The organism is Pirellulales bacterium, assembly GCA_036490175.1.
Taxonomy (GTDB): Bacteria; Planctomycetota; Planctomycetia; order Pirellulales; family JACPPG01; genus JACPPG01.
On the sequence record DASXEJ010000302.1, the window covers coordinates 14,975 to 30,438 of the forward strand.

Here is a 15,464-nt window from a genome sequence, read left to right on the forward strand (position 1 = left end):
ATGATGAAGACAACACTCGGCCATCACCGACGCGGTATCTCGCTCATCGAAGTATTGTTCGCGATGGGCATCTTGTCGGTGGGCATTCTGGCCATGGCGGCGCTACTGCCGCTGGGCGTCTACGAAATGGGCCAGGCCGACATGCTCGATCAGACGAGCACGCTAGGCCGGGCCGCCTTCCGAGACCTGGAAATCCGCGGCTATCTGCAACCGAAAATGTGGGTCGATACGCAAGTCGGCATGCTCGTTGCGCCAGTGCTTAATCCCGATCCGGATCCGAATTGCCTCACGGGTCCTACACCGGGCTCGGGCGCCGCAAATCCAGCGCCTGGGCAGCGTTTGGTCGCGTACCAATATCTGCCGGAAAACTGCCTATCGCTCTTTGGACAGACGGTGCCAGGCCAGTACCAACTTGTCACCGCGCCTCCATACACGCCGTCATCGACCAACACTCCGCAATCGATTCCGTTCGCATTGCCGACCACCTTTAACAACTATCCCGCGAACAACCATACGCAACCTATTGCCTGGAACCCGCTCACGAACACGCCCTTGGCGCCAATTATCACCGACATCGCACTTCGAGCCGCTCCCGTCTATACCGCGCTGTATCCCACCTATGGATTGGCGCTTCCACTTTCGGTGCCTCCCTTCACGGCCACCGAGTCGCCGCTGGTTATTCTCGATCCCTTGATGGTGGGCGCGATGGGCCTGAAATATCTTTCGACCCAAGTTCCTTATTCCGTACCGACTGGGACAGCAACGGTCCCCAATCTCGGATCGCTTTCGCCGAATTCAAATCCATGGACGAACATCCAAACATTCCCTTATCAACAAACGTACGTACCCGGCGCGCCAATTATTCCCCGCCTGACGTTGCTGGAATCGCGGCTGCCGCCATTTTCTGTTCCAGGCGCGCCACCTTCCGCTGCACCACAGCCACCGATCTGGCCGTCGACATGGACCGAGGGCAACTGGACCACTCCGCGGTTCATGCCCTTTGCGGCGGCGGACCGCATCTTTCGTTCGGCCGATGATTTGGCGTTCAATGTTCTCGATCCAACAGACCGCACGCGTGATCGGCCCACACGATCCATGAATTATGATTCTGGAGTTACGCAACCTTTGCCGCAGCAAGTGCAATATCAGGGCAACTATTCGTGGTTCGTAATGATCGCCCCATCGCAGGGCGAATCCGATACAACCGCTGGTGACTTGGGGGTGGATCCCATTTTGAGCCCCGATACCAAGGCCCTGACCGCGTCGCGACAATTCACCGCATCGGTCGTGGTTTGCCAGAACCGTGTGCTGGATGTACCCCCCCCCCCGAGCATCGCGGCCGATTTCCGCCCCAGCGAGTGGATGGTGCCGGCAAACGTGTACGCCGGCGGCCTGGGCGGTGGCGACGTGACACTCTACGGTGTCGATGGGGTACGTAGCGCCTGGCTCGCAGGCGTGCGTCCGGGCAGTTGGCTGATGCTCTCAGGCATCACCGTCTCGGCCGAAATCCGTATGGACCTGAACACCGGTTCGCAAGTGTATTGGCCCAAGTTCAAGCCCGTTGCCGATTGGTATCGCATCGTTGCGGTTGACGACGGATCAGGCCTCACGCCAACCGGCGGTATGCTCAATGTCACTTTGGCGGGCAGCGATTGGCCACAACCGAATTTCTACCCAAACCCGGTCAATTTTGGAGCGACCCCGCCGATCCCAGGAGTCCAACTCGTCAATCTCAATCCCAATTCGAATCCGATTCTTAGCGGCACTCCCATCTATACCTACGCCACGGTTGTCGAAGGCGTCGTGGGGGTTTATCAGAAGACGATCAGCTTCGACGGAGATTCTTTGTTCTCGTCTCATTGAATATATCGCGCGTGAAACGCGCCGACGGTGGGCGACCCAGTCGTACCCGAGACAGTCATGCCCACGCAAACTTGAAGCAACCTAAGACTGAGCAGCAAAACTCTCCTTAAGACCATTCCGCCGACCAGCCAGTACGGCGGTAAATCATTTCGGCAGCATTAGCAAACAGCGACGACGGGCAGGGGCGAGTGACATCGACCCACAGGCAGGGTCAGCGAAAGAAGCATCATCATGACACGGAACAATCGACAGTCCGCAGGCAATCCATCGGCCCACGCCCGGCAGGCGACCGCCGGATCGACCGGCAACATCTCGTCGGCCCAATCGAGGCGAGCGCGAACGACGCCGCTCGGTGCGCAAACTACGGCCCGGTCACGCGGCAGCCGTCACGCCGCACAACCACGGCAGGGCATCATCCTGCTGATCGTGCTGGTGCTGTTGGCCCTGTTTACGATGATGCTCATCACGTTCGTCGTGGCCACGGTCAACACCCGCCAGGGAGCGCTCCAAGCCGCCCGCGCCGAACAAACAGGTGATCCCCCACAATCGATCTTGCACAGTGCGCTAATGCAATTGTTGCGCGGGGCCCGCAATCCAAATTCAGTGATCGGCCCGCATGGCTTGCTGGAAGACATGTATGGATCGAGCGTGCCGGGCAAGATCACAGCCAGTGTTACCAATCCAAGCGCCGTACCCCCGCCTACGACGGGCTACTTCTACACGCAGCTCGATGGTTCTGGCAATCCGCAAGTCGTACCGTACCTTCCTTCGGGAAACCCGATACTGGTAACGCCAAATGGGCCGCCTGCCAATGCGAAACAAGCAATCGGTTCCTTTCCGACGTACACCTATATCCACACACCGCTGATCGGCTTCCGGGTATCAAGCACATCGCCTACGGTTGGCACCGTTGCAGGCGGCGATTTCCCTGACGGATTCAATCGTCCGTACGGTTTCTACAATGGCCGCGTGATCACAATGCTCGACGGTCCTGCCGCCGGTCACAGTTCGCGCGTGGTCGGCTATTGGTACGACAATACCAGCGGTCCGCCGTTCTACAGCTACTTTCAGGTCCTCGACTTTGACGGGCTATTGCCCTACGACCCGGGCGTACCGGCGACGTTCAATGGCACGTCCAACGTTTATCCCAACTACCGGTTCATCATTAACGGTCGCGTGTTTTCCGGCACCGGATTTGGATTTGCCCCCCAATTGTTCAATCCGACCGCGCCGACTTATACCCGTAGGTTGAACGCGGCAGACACTTCGGGACCACACATTTACCCTTACGCGCTGTTGCCCAATCCGCGTCGAGGTGTCTTTTCGCCAAGCACTATCTTCTCTTATACCGACCCGGCTGGGTCAGGCGGCGCGAACGAAGACTATGACGCCCCGGATTTCCAGAACATGCTTATGGCGATGCGGATTTGGGCCGATCCGTTTCACACGGGCAACTATCAGCTTGCCACGCCGCTCCCCTCGTTGCACCGTCCCGACCTAATCAACTATTGGAACAACTGGTGGTCTACCAACGCTGGTCCCAATTACCTTGTCGCTCCGCCGACCGGAGGAGGTGGTTCGTACGATGCGGTCGAAAACATCAGTAATCCAGCGACGTACCTCGCTGCCCGCAATCTGCTACGCAAGATTGTGTTGCGTCCGCTATCGTTCCAGGACGACGTGACGAATACGCCGAACGTGGACGAAAGCGAACACCCGAACTTTACGGGGAGCAATCCGAACTTCAACCTGTTCACCGGCCCGTGGGATGTCGACAACGACGGCGACGGCACGCCGGACAGTATTTGGGTCGATATGGGTTTCCCGGTGCAAACTGCGCCAGATGGCCGGCGTTACAAGCCGCTGGTTGCCGCACTCGTGATCGATATGGACGGCAAGCTGAATCTCAATGCGCATTCGAATTGGTGGCACGCTCCCTCGACTTCGGTCGGCGTTCAGTCGCGCTTTCTCCCCATCGGCGCACCCGTTGCGCAGACCACTTTGTCGCTCCCTAGCCCGACGACCATAACGCTGAAAGCGGGTTCGGGCTATGGACCGGCGGAAATCAGTCTGCATCCGCTATTCGAGCCAGGATACCACATCAGCAACAACGCCTTCAGTCCCACACTGCAGATATCTCGCCTGCTCGGCGGCGACGCCGTGAATCTCATTGACGGGCGCTATGGCGAGATCGAAGTTGCCTCGGGTGCGGGCCAGGCTCCACTTAACCAAGCCCCCGGCCCAGGCATTTCGAATGTTGACGATCCGATCGCATGGCTGCGCGAGACGGACTATCCGCAGATTCACTTTATGGGCACCGTCAATAACTACCCGCATAGCAACTACCCCTACCTGCCCACCGGCACGTCGGTTGGTGGGTTTACTCTCGACTCGCTGTCCGGCGTTTGGCTGCCTAGTTCGGCAAGCCCACAAATCTGGATGAAGCGTTCGGCGTTCGGCACCCCCAACGATCTGGACGGCGATGGCATACTCGCGCTCGATCCGCGCGGTCAGCCGCTGTACATCGATTGGGGCATGTTCAGTGGCGCCAATTCCGGCAGTCGTGGCTTTGGCGAGCGCGATGACACGGTCGACGATCCCTATGAAATGGACCTGTCGCTCAACACCTCGGAAGGAAGCTATTCCGGGAGCCCGGCGTTCCCCTACTTTTCCGCGAACGTGATGACAAGCATCAGTACAAGCAATGTTGTCTCGCTCGACGCACCGTTCACGCCGGCCGAATTGGAGCGCATTCTCCGACGCAACGATGTGGACGCAGGAATGCTCCCCGACCGGCTCATCCGCCTCGCGCCGTTAGGATTCACCGATCCCAATCCCTTGAGTTCGCAGCCGCCGATCACCCAAGCCACGGGTCGTTTCCCTTATTTGCCCGAGTTGGCGCAGATGCCCAACCTGGTGACAACTCACAGTTTCGACGTGCCGGCTCCAGCAACGCTCTTCACGTCGCCCGACTTGTTAAACACTGCGCGAACGGTGGCAGCTTACGACCAGACGAATGGCATTTCTAATCCGCCGACGTCACCGGCACTCTTCAGCCATATTTCGCAGGTACTCACGACCCGCATCTATTACGAAAACAACTTGAACCACGGAACGCAACCTACGCACGCGAACCTGGATCTGGCTATCACACAACTCCTCTCGCCCGACTTGATCGGCGGCGAGAAGATGAATATCAATCGCATGCTCGGCGATGGTCAAGATGACAACGTCGCCGGCTGGAACATCACAGGTGCGAACAATGCTGTTGACGAACCAGGTGAGACCGAAGGTGGCTGGGCGGCCCTTGATGTAATTGGCGGCGTTCCCACAAACATTCCATTCGATCTCGACAATGACGGCACCGCAAATAATTTCGCGCAGAACAATTCTGTTGGGCACGACGATTTGAAGGCGCGCCAACTTCTCGCGCGCCACTTGTACATACTACTGATGTTGTTCAAGGATCCGGGCTTTGTCATCGTCGCGGATCTCAACGGCGACATGCAACCGCCGACGACCGCGATCATTCAAAACGGTCCGAGAACCATCTATGCGCAGGACATTGATACGGCGTACTACTTTGCCCAGTGGGCGATCAACGTGGTCGATTTCCGCGACCGCGATGCCATCATGACGCCCTTCGAGTTTGACGTCGATCCGTTCTTCGACAACGACGGCAATGCCGCAAACACGACTTGGGATGTAGACGGCGTCCTTAACTCCTCAGTAAGCATTGGAACAACCAGCACCGATGACACACAGCTATATCGTGGACTGGTGTGGGGTGCGGAGCGTCCCGAACTTTTGATCACCGAGACGTTGGCGGCACATGACCGGCGCACGCGAGATACCCCGAATGGCACCCCTGCAGGGACCATCATTACCTCCCCGCCAAGCCCCGACCAGGACTTCGATCAAGTGCGGCGCCCCCAGGGATCGCTCGTCATCGAACTATTCAACCCTAATCCTCCCCTGGCCGTTGGCAACAAGCTTGCAGGCCAAGCTCCGAACGAGCTGTACGCCTCGGCGGGAACCGACGCGCTGGGCGCTCCGATGTTTGGAGTTAATCTGGCCTTGCAAACGCCGAGTAGCGCTGGAAACGTTTATCCGGTCTGGCGACTGGCAACGCTCAGCCGCGCCGCGGCATTGTCGCTGCCCCCCAATACGCCACCGGGTGGGGGCACAGCTAAGGCTCTTCCCACGCGGCAACCCATTTTGCCGCATCCAGCGACATTACCTCAGTACCCGCTTGCCTCGGCGACGGCATCGTACCCACTGCCAACGCTCCCTTACCCAAACCAAATTGCAACGACCACTTTTCAACATAATGAATCGGTGATCGATCGCGTAGCCTATTTCACTCAGCAGCCGACAATCGGCGCGATTCCGCAGATGGACGTCGAGGCGTATCGGCAGTTCTACGCGATGCCCAGTGTCGCGCCAGGTGGCACAACGCCGCCTATCATTCCACCCAACCGCTACGCGATTGTCGGCCCCGGTTGTTATGAAGTGGACCCCTATTTACCGGCCGGTGCCCCCCCGGGCGGCGCGATTCTGCTGGGCCAGCGCAGTTTCGCGAACGACAGCGACCCGACGGGCCTCAACTACCCGTCGACGATCAAGAACACGTATCAAAAGCGGATCATCCTGGACCCGACTTTAGGTGCAAACGCCGTTTCGGTCCATCTCGACATGATAGGCACCAATTATGGCGCTTATTCGTTTCCCGGCGAAACGAAGCCGGCCATTGCCATCCCGATGGCGCCACTGGCGTTTACGGGCAATACGCCCGCGCAACTGACACAGTCGACCGGCTATGCATCGGCGCTTCGCCTACTGCGGTTTAGCATCACGGAGCCAAGCATCGGATATCCGGTCCCTGTCGGACTACAACTTGGCAGCGCGCCTGCCTGGGATGAGAACGGGTATTACACCACGACGCAGGTCCAGGGAACGCCTTACGACTCGACGAACTCAAACAACTTCCAACCATCGAATGATCCGAACGACGTCTTACGGCAGCAGGCAATTATCAGCCCGGCGACTGCGGACAGCACGCAGTACAACTACACGATCGTGTACCTCCAGCGACTTGCCAATCCGCTGTTGCCGTGGGACCCGAACGCCAATCCGTACATCATCGTGGATCAGATGTGGGTCGATCTGACAGCGTACAACAGCGAGAAGCATACCAACACGCCCCTACAACAAGTGATGAACGGTAGTACTACTTTCAATGAACCGCTTCCCGGGGGCAATGTAAACGCCCCCTCGTTTACATTCGACACGCGACAGCGTGCGCCTGTTCCGGCGGCGATCCCGGGTCCTGCGAACGCATCGAACACTCTGACAGGTCCGATTCCAACAGCGCAAAATGCATTGAGCACTAATAACCTTTGGTATCCGTTTGGTTCACCTCCCACAACTGGAGCGCCCTACGGCGGGACGGCGCCGACCCTTCCGCTCGGGAACGCAACCATTGGATACCTCAACTTCGAGTACGGGGACTATGCAAAGTCGGTCTCGCGCATACGGCCGGGCCAGTTTCAGGTATATGGATCGTTGTTCCTTGCGCAAGAATACTACGGCGACCCAACGATTCCGTTCCCTTGGTTGAATTGGAACGATCGTCCGTACGTCAGTTCGAAGGAGCTCATGCTTGTCCCCTTGGGTAGTCCGACGAGTCTTCTTACCGAGATGACCGTGAATGGCCCCTATATGACAGGCACGCTCCTCAATCCCACGACGGCTGGCCCGATAGAGCCGACCAACCCCACGCCGCTGAACGATCTATTGCCGAAGGGAGAATTCGGCCACTTGCCGAATTTCTTCCACTCACCGCGATACCTGGTGAATGGAACACGGACGGACCCCCTCGGCAATCAGACATATCCCAACGCACAGCCGGTCGCATCTGCCAACTTCTATCGGCTGCTGGAATTCGTTCATGTGCCGTCCCGATTTGCCGGTACGGAGACGTGGTTTCCGCCGCTCGTCATGGAAGGCAACGATGCAGGATACATTCCACCCAACGGCTTACCAGCGCACCAATTCCATCCGCCGTTTAATCGCGTGTCGCGATTTCGTGATCCTGGTCGGGTGAACATAAACACAATCTTCGATCCGTTCATATGGCAAGGGATCATTGATGATGGTTATTCGGCAAATACAAGCTCACCTCCCTGGCGGAATCTGTGGAAACTCATTTGCACGAGCCGGCAAGGCACGACGATCCGCGCCAACGACGGCAATGCTGCGTATTTACGGACGGCTCTTGTGAATTCGCTTGGCCCGAATGCCAGCAATCCGACTACGACTACTGTCTCACCAAGTCTATTTAGCGCGCCATTCCGCTCGTACGCCGGGCACACGCTTGTCCCGTTGGACAGCATGCGCACCGGAAATGACACGACGCGACAGACGTGGGGAGATCGAGAGATCGACAGCACTATGCTTCGCGGAACGATGTTACCCGGCGATCCGGCTCCGTCGACTCAACCCGATCCCACTGGGGCTGCAACGGACGGGTTTCCCTCACAGAATGCGCCAAACTATCCGCTATTTGAATACCCTGGCTGGCCTGGCCAGACTGGAATACTGCAATGGTGGGAGCTTAGCGGTACTTCACCAGCGGTTGATCCAACGCAGAACCCGTACTTCGCCTACAAGGCGTTCACGCGTTTAGACAACCTTCTGACCACACGCTCGAACGTCTATGCGATTTGGCTGACGGTCGGTAATTTCGAGGTCACGCCGGCGCCAAGTAATGATCCGCAGCGCAGTGTGAAGTATCCCGACGGTTGGGTGCTGGGGCAGGAATTGAATTCCGACACGGGGGACATTCAGCGGCATCGGTCGTTCTACATGTACGACCGCACGATACCTGTCGGCTTCGAGCGCGGTGAGAATCACAACGCGCACCGCGGCATCTTGCTAGAGCGGTTTATCGAATAGCTGGCTGGATAAACGATACGCGAGCGTGTGAAGTGGTTCCCATCGCCTGATCGGCGATGGGCAATGGGGCGTCGTCACGTCCTGACGGAGTCTGCGGCTTGCTCCCTTCCGATGTGAAGTGACGTGGACCGTCAATACCGCAAATGCTCACGGCATCCGATAACCGCGTCGGATGAGATGCCGGAAACGTCGACCAGAGTGCTGTGACGGATGAAACTTATTCTGAGACAAACTCCTGAATGATCGTCACTTCGCGGATCTGTTTGCTATCAGGATCGAAGCAGCGAATCTTGACCTGAATGCCGCGCAGCGGAGCCGTATACGGCGGCGGCGCCTCGAGCTCGCCCGGGTCATCGACCAGGCCGTCACTGTTGTCATCAACGCCATTAGTCCCCTGGTCAACGATGCCATTACTGTCCTGATCGATGCCATCATGTTCGTAGGCCCACGAACCTGTGTCATAGATCGCGGCAGCGGGAATCCACGAGCTGTTACTGCTGGGCAGATAATTCAAGGAGGTTGCATCGCGTTGGTACGCATCCAGCCGCGAGCGCGCATCGCCGGGGCCGAAAAATGAAGTGGTCGACGACATTGCCGGCGCCGGCAGCGTTCCGTACTGCAGGAACGTGCTGAGTTGTGCTGCTGTCGGCGCTTGAACGGGGCAAGGAAACAGCGGAGGAACGATGGGTGCCCCGGAAGGCGGATTGGAGACGCCCGTGAGGACTACCTGAGCCACCGGATTGTTAACAGACCCGAGACTTGTACCACCTGTAGCTGCATAGTAGTAGGCGGCGATTCCGGCGTAATAATTTAAATCAACGTACGCACCCTGCGAGACGAGCGAGTAACTGAAGTTGCCCGACCCGCTGAGCAGCCCTGCGTAGTTGAGAACCGCTGGGGCGTAGCCCGGATCGCCGGGGGCGTAGGTTGCTACATTGCCAGAAGCGTCCGTCAGCGCAATCGTCCAAGCCGTGGGGTCCCAAACACGCACGTCGAACGACAGGACATTCGTTAAAACGATGTCGTCGGACAGCCGCGGGGGAAACGGCGTAGAGTTCGGCGCATCGAGAAAGTGGCTCAGCGTGCCCGATAGCGGGTCAATCGGCGTGCTGGCGTTGTTCAGATACATGGTTGCGGTAAATGGCGGGTTGGGATTATCCCATGCGTCGAAGACTTCGGGGTTTCCCGTGGCGGAATTCGCACCCAATAGGATTTGTTGCCCTGTCACCGCCGTGCTCACCAGGTCGACCGTGCCCGGATAGAACCAATTTTGCGACGAGCATTCGCTGAGCGTAGGCAGACCTAGCCGGCCCGTCGTCATCGCACTCCCCAATACACCAGGGGCGTACCCATACGGCGTGCTGCTGTAAAAAATTCCCCAGCCGCGCACATCATGCGGCCATCCATAGGGAGAATTCGACGGCGTGGTGGCTGGTATTCCCGAATAGAGTACCAGCAGCGGGCGATGAAAGAGACGGTTCTCGCGATTTGTGAGGTCGCTCAGCGAATTCGCCACGGTTAAGAGCGCTGTAGGGGGCGTGGGGCTGAGGTCGAATGCCGCCTTGGTCGGTAGGCCCGTGGGGATCGAGTACGAACCCGCAGCATGGACCGACAGGTCGTTATGCCCATAAAACGCATACTGAGCGGGGTAATTGGCCGGTTGAAGGATGCGCGGCGTTGTCACCGTTGCCGCGGGGGGTGACAGATAGAACTCGTTGAGATCGGGCCGTACCAGCAACTGCCGACGATAGAGCGTCGTGCCGCGAATAAACCAGGCCACTTCGGCAACCTGACTCTGAACCGTCGTGTCATTCGCAAAGACAGGATCGTAGTACCGTCCTGTAAATGGTTCTCCTTTGGTGCGCGTGGTGAACATCAATATGTCATCGTTGTCGCCGACGGTCGTATCGGGGCCGAGGTTTCCCCGCTCGTCGAGAACGAATACGGTGTTGGCGCTGGTGCCGTATTGGCCGCTAGGAGACAACGCGGGGGCCAGTTGCCCTGCCGGCCCATCGATAATCTCGAAGTACCCCTCGCCGTACTCGAACCGGCGCGGGGGGAGCATTTGTGCCGTGACGCCGGCCAGGTCGACTTGCAAGCGATTCTTGGCCGTACGCAGTTGATCGGTCATGTCCATGGTCGCATGGCTATTCGACACTCCAGTGCCGATCGCGCCGAAGATCGTCACCACGATCCCCATCAGGATTAGCGTCACGACCATCGCCACTAGCACTTCGATCAGCGTGAAGGCCAGGCGGTGCGGTCGGCAAGCCGTCGCCAGAGAGCCGCCAGTGCTGGGCAGAAATGCCAGTGAACCGTGCGCGCGACAGCGATTGGAAACGACAAAGGAAGTGCGAACAACGGGCCGGTGCATGCTCTGCTCCACGCGTGTATGAGCGCTCGAAAGAAACCACTTGCCCGTCAGTCCGCTGGCCCGCGATAACGGTCGGCAGATCGCGCTGAGACCGAGGAGCGGTTCTGGCGACCGCGACTCAAGTGATGTCCCGACGTAGACCTACTTAACTATTGCACTTGGGCCGCGAGCGTATGTCAAGTGATCTGCGGTTTCGACCAGCCGATGCGCGCGAAAAAGCAACTTCGCGGTGTTTCCACGCACATTGAGGCAGGTTTATTACCCCGCCGCGTCCCAACGCGGCTACTTCGATGGCGCCAACGGCCCACTACAGCATCGCCTGGTGCTGGATTCGCACGTCACGATTCCAACGCGGAGCATGCACTCCGTGCCGAATTATTGCGACTATTCCGACAATCGGGAGCGATTTACGGATGTTAATGGCTATTCGTAAACGGTTACACGGGCGGCCGCCGTGCAAACGGTTCATAACATGGACGTGCCGACCCGCCGGCTTGACGCACTTGCCATCCGCGACAGCAGTGCCGCGGCGTTCATCGACGACCTCTTACCCCAGCGCTTGTTGACCCCCATCGCCAGCGCCAAGTAATCGAAGCAATTCGCAAGTAAGTCGGATCTAGCCGCCGACGGTGAATCCCACTATTAGCGTCCGCCGGCGGCAATCGCTTCCCTGCATGCTGGTCGTCTCTCTCCGCTCCCGCACGTCGCGCGAGCCGTCTGTAGTTCCCCACAGGACCGCTCCGGTCTTAGGGGCGGTCTCCACCCTTTCGGAGATCCCCCAATGATCGCGATTGCTACCGTTTCAGGTACACCTTCTGTAAAGAGTCTCAACTGCTGCGATCGAGTCGTAGCCGGCCAAGAGCAGTTTCTGGTCTTACTGCCGGCCATCCGCCGTCAGGCGCGCAGGGCGTTTTGCCATTTGGGAGTCGAAGCACGCGAGGAATCCGTCAATGCCACGGTCGCCCACGCTTGGGCAGCATTTGTGCGGCTGTGTGAACTCGGCCGTTCAGAAATAGCCTATGCCAGTCCGTTGGCCACCTACGCCATCGCTCGTCTTCGGGAAGGGCGCTCGATAGGGAACCGTCTCAATTCCCGTGACGTCACTTCGATCCGTTGCCGTCGTCGGTACGGCGTGCAGATCGAAAGCCTGGACGACGGCGACGACGAATGGCGTGAAATCGTCGTCGAGGACCGTAAAGCAGGGCCCGCCGATATCGCCGCTGTACGGCTCGACTTCACAGCTTGGCTCAACTCTCTCTCCAGCCGCGATCGTCGCATGGCAGAGATCCTGGCCACGGGTGAGACCACAAGGCTGGCGGCGGAACGTGTCGGCCTATCAATCAGCCGCGTCAGTCAGCTACGCCGCAAGCTGTATGAAGCCTGGCTGACATTTCAAGGCGAGATGGGCGGCACGGAGGGGATCGCGTCGGCGTGTGCCTAAACGGAAATGTCAACGGCTCGTCGTAGCCCGCCCACTCGTTCTCTTGCCGACCTTCGGCAGGAGACGGGCGGGCCGCTACCTCAGCGAGACCTTGACCGAGATGATATGCACCATTCCACCGCCGGGGTGGCCGATCTGGAACATACGAACCGCGGCCAGAAAGCAAACCGCACTGTGATCGACACCGGTAGCCTTTGATCGGCGTGCGTCGTACAGGGGCTAGTCGCGTACCTGCTCCACTGCGAAATTTATTCTGCCGGGCGGTTGAGGATCTGGCGAGGTCGGGCGTCAAGTTATCAGCCCACACAGGATCCCCGAGAACTAGGTGTCCATCACACAGACGCCCCCCTGCACCTGGCTGCCGGCGTCGATCAACCACGTGCAGCGCGTGTACGGAGGCGAGGGTAGTGGAGTCGCGTCAGAAGTGGCACTCAGCGGCGCTATAATTCACCCTGGGCAAGCTTAAAGACAATTACATCGGGTCCCTGTAACAGCACATGGCCACGTCAGGCGCCAGTTCGAACATTCCGCGTTGGGCCGCCGCTCGAATGCAGGACCTGCATGCGCGACTGTCCTCGCAGCAATTCGGCTGGCAGATCCGCGCACGCCTCTTGACCGACGCCGAGCGTGCCTCGGTGCCGGACGACCCGCAGACGTTGGCGGACATGCCGCATATTTGGGGACGGCTACATGCCATGAGTTTGGAAAAATTCTGTGTTGGACCTAGCGCTGCGGATGAGCATCCTCACTCCGGGCGATCATCAGAGTCTGCACGTGGCACTGGGGCTCGTCGAGGCGCCAGCCGGGGGAACAGTGCCCGTGCCCGAATGGGACGATGCCGCTCACGTACTCCGCTTCCAGGGTAGGACAATTCGGCAACTCCGTCGGCCAAAGCATAGCCCCAACGTGCGCGCAATCTTGAGGGCGTTCCAAGAAGAGGGATGGCCCTCGCAGATTGATGATCCATTACCTAATGGGCGCCATCCAGGGCGTTTACGTGAGACAATTCGCTCTCTCAACCGAGATCTAGAGCAGATCCGGTTTCGCGCAGATGGTGACGGTGAAGGAGTGCCCTGGGAACTGCGCTGAGTACACTCCCGGTTATACACGCGCTTCGCACATGGCTCGCACACGGCCATGACTTCTGCTCGGCCGTAATATGAGAAGGCGCAAGACGTGCGGTGCCATTTTCATCGTTGGCGCAACCCAATATTCCGGGATGTCGACGTGCATCGCCAGTGCAGATGCTCATGTCTTGTAACGGAACCCATCGCCTAGAGAAAACGGCAAGATGCCGCGATAAGCAGGAATTCGAGCATGGACGCGCAGGATAAAGGGACAGAGACATCCGACGAACGTACTTCCTCGCCAACCCACGACCGCAGTGCAAACGCGCTGCGGCACGGTCTGGCTGGCACCAAGCACCTGCCACCCTCCCTCCAGCATGGCCGAGTGGAGGAGCTGTTCCAACGTCTCAAAGAGGAAGTTCAGCCCACGTCGTTTTTGGAAGAGCTCTCGCTCCGCGAAATCGCACGACACGCGGCGATTCTCGATGTGATTGAGGTAGGCGAGCCCGCGGTAATGCGGCAGGCGGCACACGGTATGGCCGGTCTTATTGCCGTCGATGGCGATGTCAACGAAGACCTTGCCATGGCGCTGGCAGTCACGGCCGAACCGCTTGAGCGCGTTTCGCGATACCGGCGCGCTCACGAAAAGGCATTGCACGCCGCGCTGGACCGGATTGTCGCGCCACGTCAGCCTGCAGACGAGAGGGCGCGGCCTATGCCGGCCGCTCCGAAAGACCGCCGCTTCGCCACAACGGAGGCGTATGAGTCGTATCTAAGCCAAAGGTTTTTATCGGCTACCTGGAGCTGCCCTTGGTGTGGTAGCCGTGCCGGAACTTACCGCAAACGCCTCAAAGCATGGGCATGCGCCAGCTGTAACCGAATTATCGGTCTGCGGCAGGGAACGATCTTCGCACGCTCGCCGGTTCGCCTTCAAATTTGGTTTCGCGCGATCGACGTTGTCGCTGCCGATCTAAACATTGAAGCCTGCGAACTTGCCGAACGGCTCGCGATTAAGCGCCTCGCTACCGTCCGCAAAATGCTGCACAAGATCCGCGTGGCCCTAGCCTCTGGCGAAATGACCTTACCAAACGCGACACCAATTGACACCGTCGTGCACTACGTACTCCCGAACGCCTTTTTGCGAAACGAGAACCCCACGTCGCCCACATCTCGCCGCCACGCAAATCACTTACCAGCCAATAGTTAGCAAGCGCGTCGCCCTTTGCGACTCGCGCGCGCCAAGTGTCCCAAAAATTACTTCTCTATCCACGCCATCATCAAAGGATTGGAAATGGCCGACCTACCCCTGCTCGAGTTTTCCCACGACGATCGTCAGCGTGCACCCGAAAATGATGAACCCCGACAACGGCATGCGGACGGGAACGATCGTCACAGCCAGCAGGCCGGTGGCGACCGACGCCAACGCCGTGCAAACCGAGACCCTGGGCCGATTCTCAGCGCTGCAGAGTGCCTCGCGGCGCTGACAAACCTGCTAGGACTCATCGCCATGGGCACGATCAAGCCCGCACAGGCGAACGCGATGATCGCCACCATAAACGCGTTGTTGCGACAGCATCAGGCCGCCGGCAGCCGCAATGACCACCCCACGCTTTCCGATGACGACGTTTTCCAGGTCTTTAACGACTCCCCAGAAACGTTCAACCTGCTCAGCCCCTTTCTCACCGATGAACAGATCGATCTGGTGATGCGCCGTGCCACCGAGGCCAGTGATAAAAATGAATAAATATGACTTCTGTCAGAC

The 15,464-nt window shown here is 58.7% G+C and carries 8 protein-coding genes; 6 read left to right on the plus strand and 2 right to left on the minus strand.

Annotated elements, in window-relative coordinates; genetic code table 11:
• Both VGG64_22830 and VGG64_22835 read left to right on the plus strand, forming a co-directional pair.
• Positions 1-1,863, plus strand: a complete 1,863-nt coding sequence (locus tag VGG64_22830; GenBank protein ID HEY1602456.1) for a prepilin-type N-terminal cleavage/methylation domain-containing protein — start codon at positions 1-3, stop codon at positions 1,861-1,863.
• A gap of 231 nt (positions 1,864-2,094) precedes the next feature.
• On the plus strand, positions 2,095-8,820 hold the full coding sequence (locus tag VGG64_22835) for a hypothetical protein (GenBank protein HEY1602457.1): 6,726 nt from the start codon (positions 2,095-2,097) through the stop codon (positions 8,818-8,820).
• Between the two features lie 217 nt (positions 8,821-9,037).
• On the opposite strand, the gene VGG64_22840 is transcribed toward VGG64_22835, so the two are convergent.
• Positions 9,038-11,194 carry a prepilin-type N-terminal cleavage/methylation domain-containing protein gene (locus VGG64_22840; GenBank protein ID HEY1602458.1) on the minus strand — a complete coding sequence of 719 codons (2,157 nt, stop codon included), beginning with the start codon at positions 11,192-11,194 and terminating at the stop codon, positions 9,038-9,040.
• Positions 11,195-11,423: 229 nt separating this feature from the next.
• Between VGG64_22840 and VGG64_22845 the strand changes: the two genes are divergently transcribed.
• From VGG64_22845 to VGG64_22855, 3 genes are all read left to right on the plus strand, one after another.
• Entirely contained in the window at positions 11,424-11,627 is a 204-nt protein-coding gene (locus VGG64_22845; GenBank protein ID HEY1602459.1) for a hypothetical protein, read from the plus strand.
• Between the two features lie 21 nt (positions 11,628-11,648).
• Entirely contained in the window at positions 11,649-11,783 is a 135-nt protein-coding gene (locus tag VGG64_22850) for a hypothetical protein (GenBank protein ID HEY1602460.1), read from the plus strand.
• 192 nt (positions 11,784-11,975) lie between these two features.
• Positions 11,976-12,635 carry a hypothetical protein gene (locus tag VGG64_22855; GenBank protein HEY1602461.1) on the plus strand — a complete coding sequence of 220 codons (660 nt, stop codon included), beginning with the start codon at positions 11,976-11,978 and terminating at the stop codon, positions 12,633-12,635.
• Between the two features lie 1,248 nt (positions 12,636-13,883).
• On the opposite strand, the gene VGG64_22860 is transcribed toward VGG64_22855, so the two are convergent.
• Positions 13,884-14,345 carry a hypothetical protein gene (locus VGG64_22860; protein HEY1602462.1) on the minus strand — a complete coding sequence of 154 codons (462 nt, stop codon included), beginning with the start codon at positions 14,343-14,345 and terminating at the stop codon, positions 13,884-13,886.
• 648 nt (positions 14,346-14,993) lie between these two features.
• Here VGG64_22860 and VGG64_22865 point away from each other — a divergent pair.
• Positions 14,994-15,446: a hypothetical protein gene (locus tag VGG64_22865; protein HEY1602463.1), complete on the plus strand. Its 453-nt coding sequence runs from the start codon at positions 14,994-14,996 to the stop codon at positions 15,444-15,446.
• Positions 15,447-15,464 lie beyond the last annotated feature (18 nt).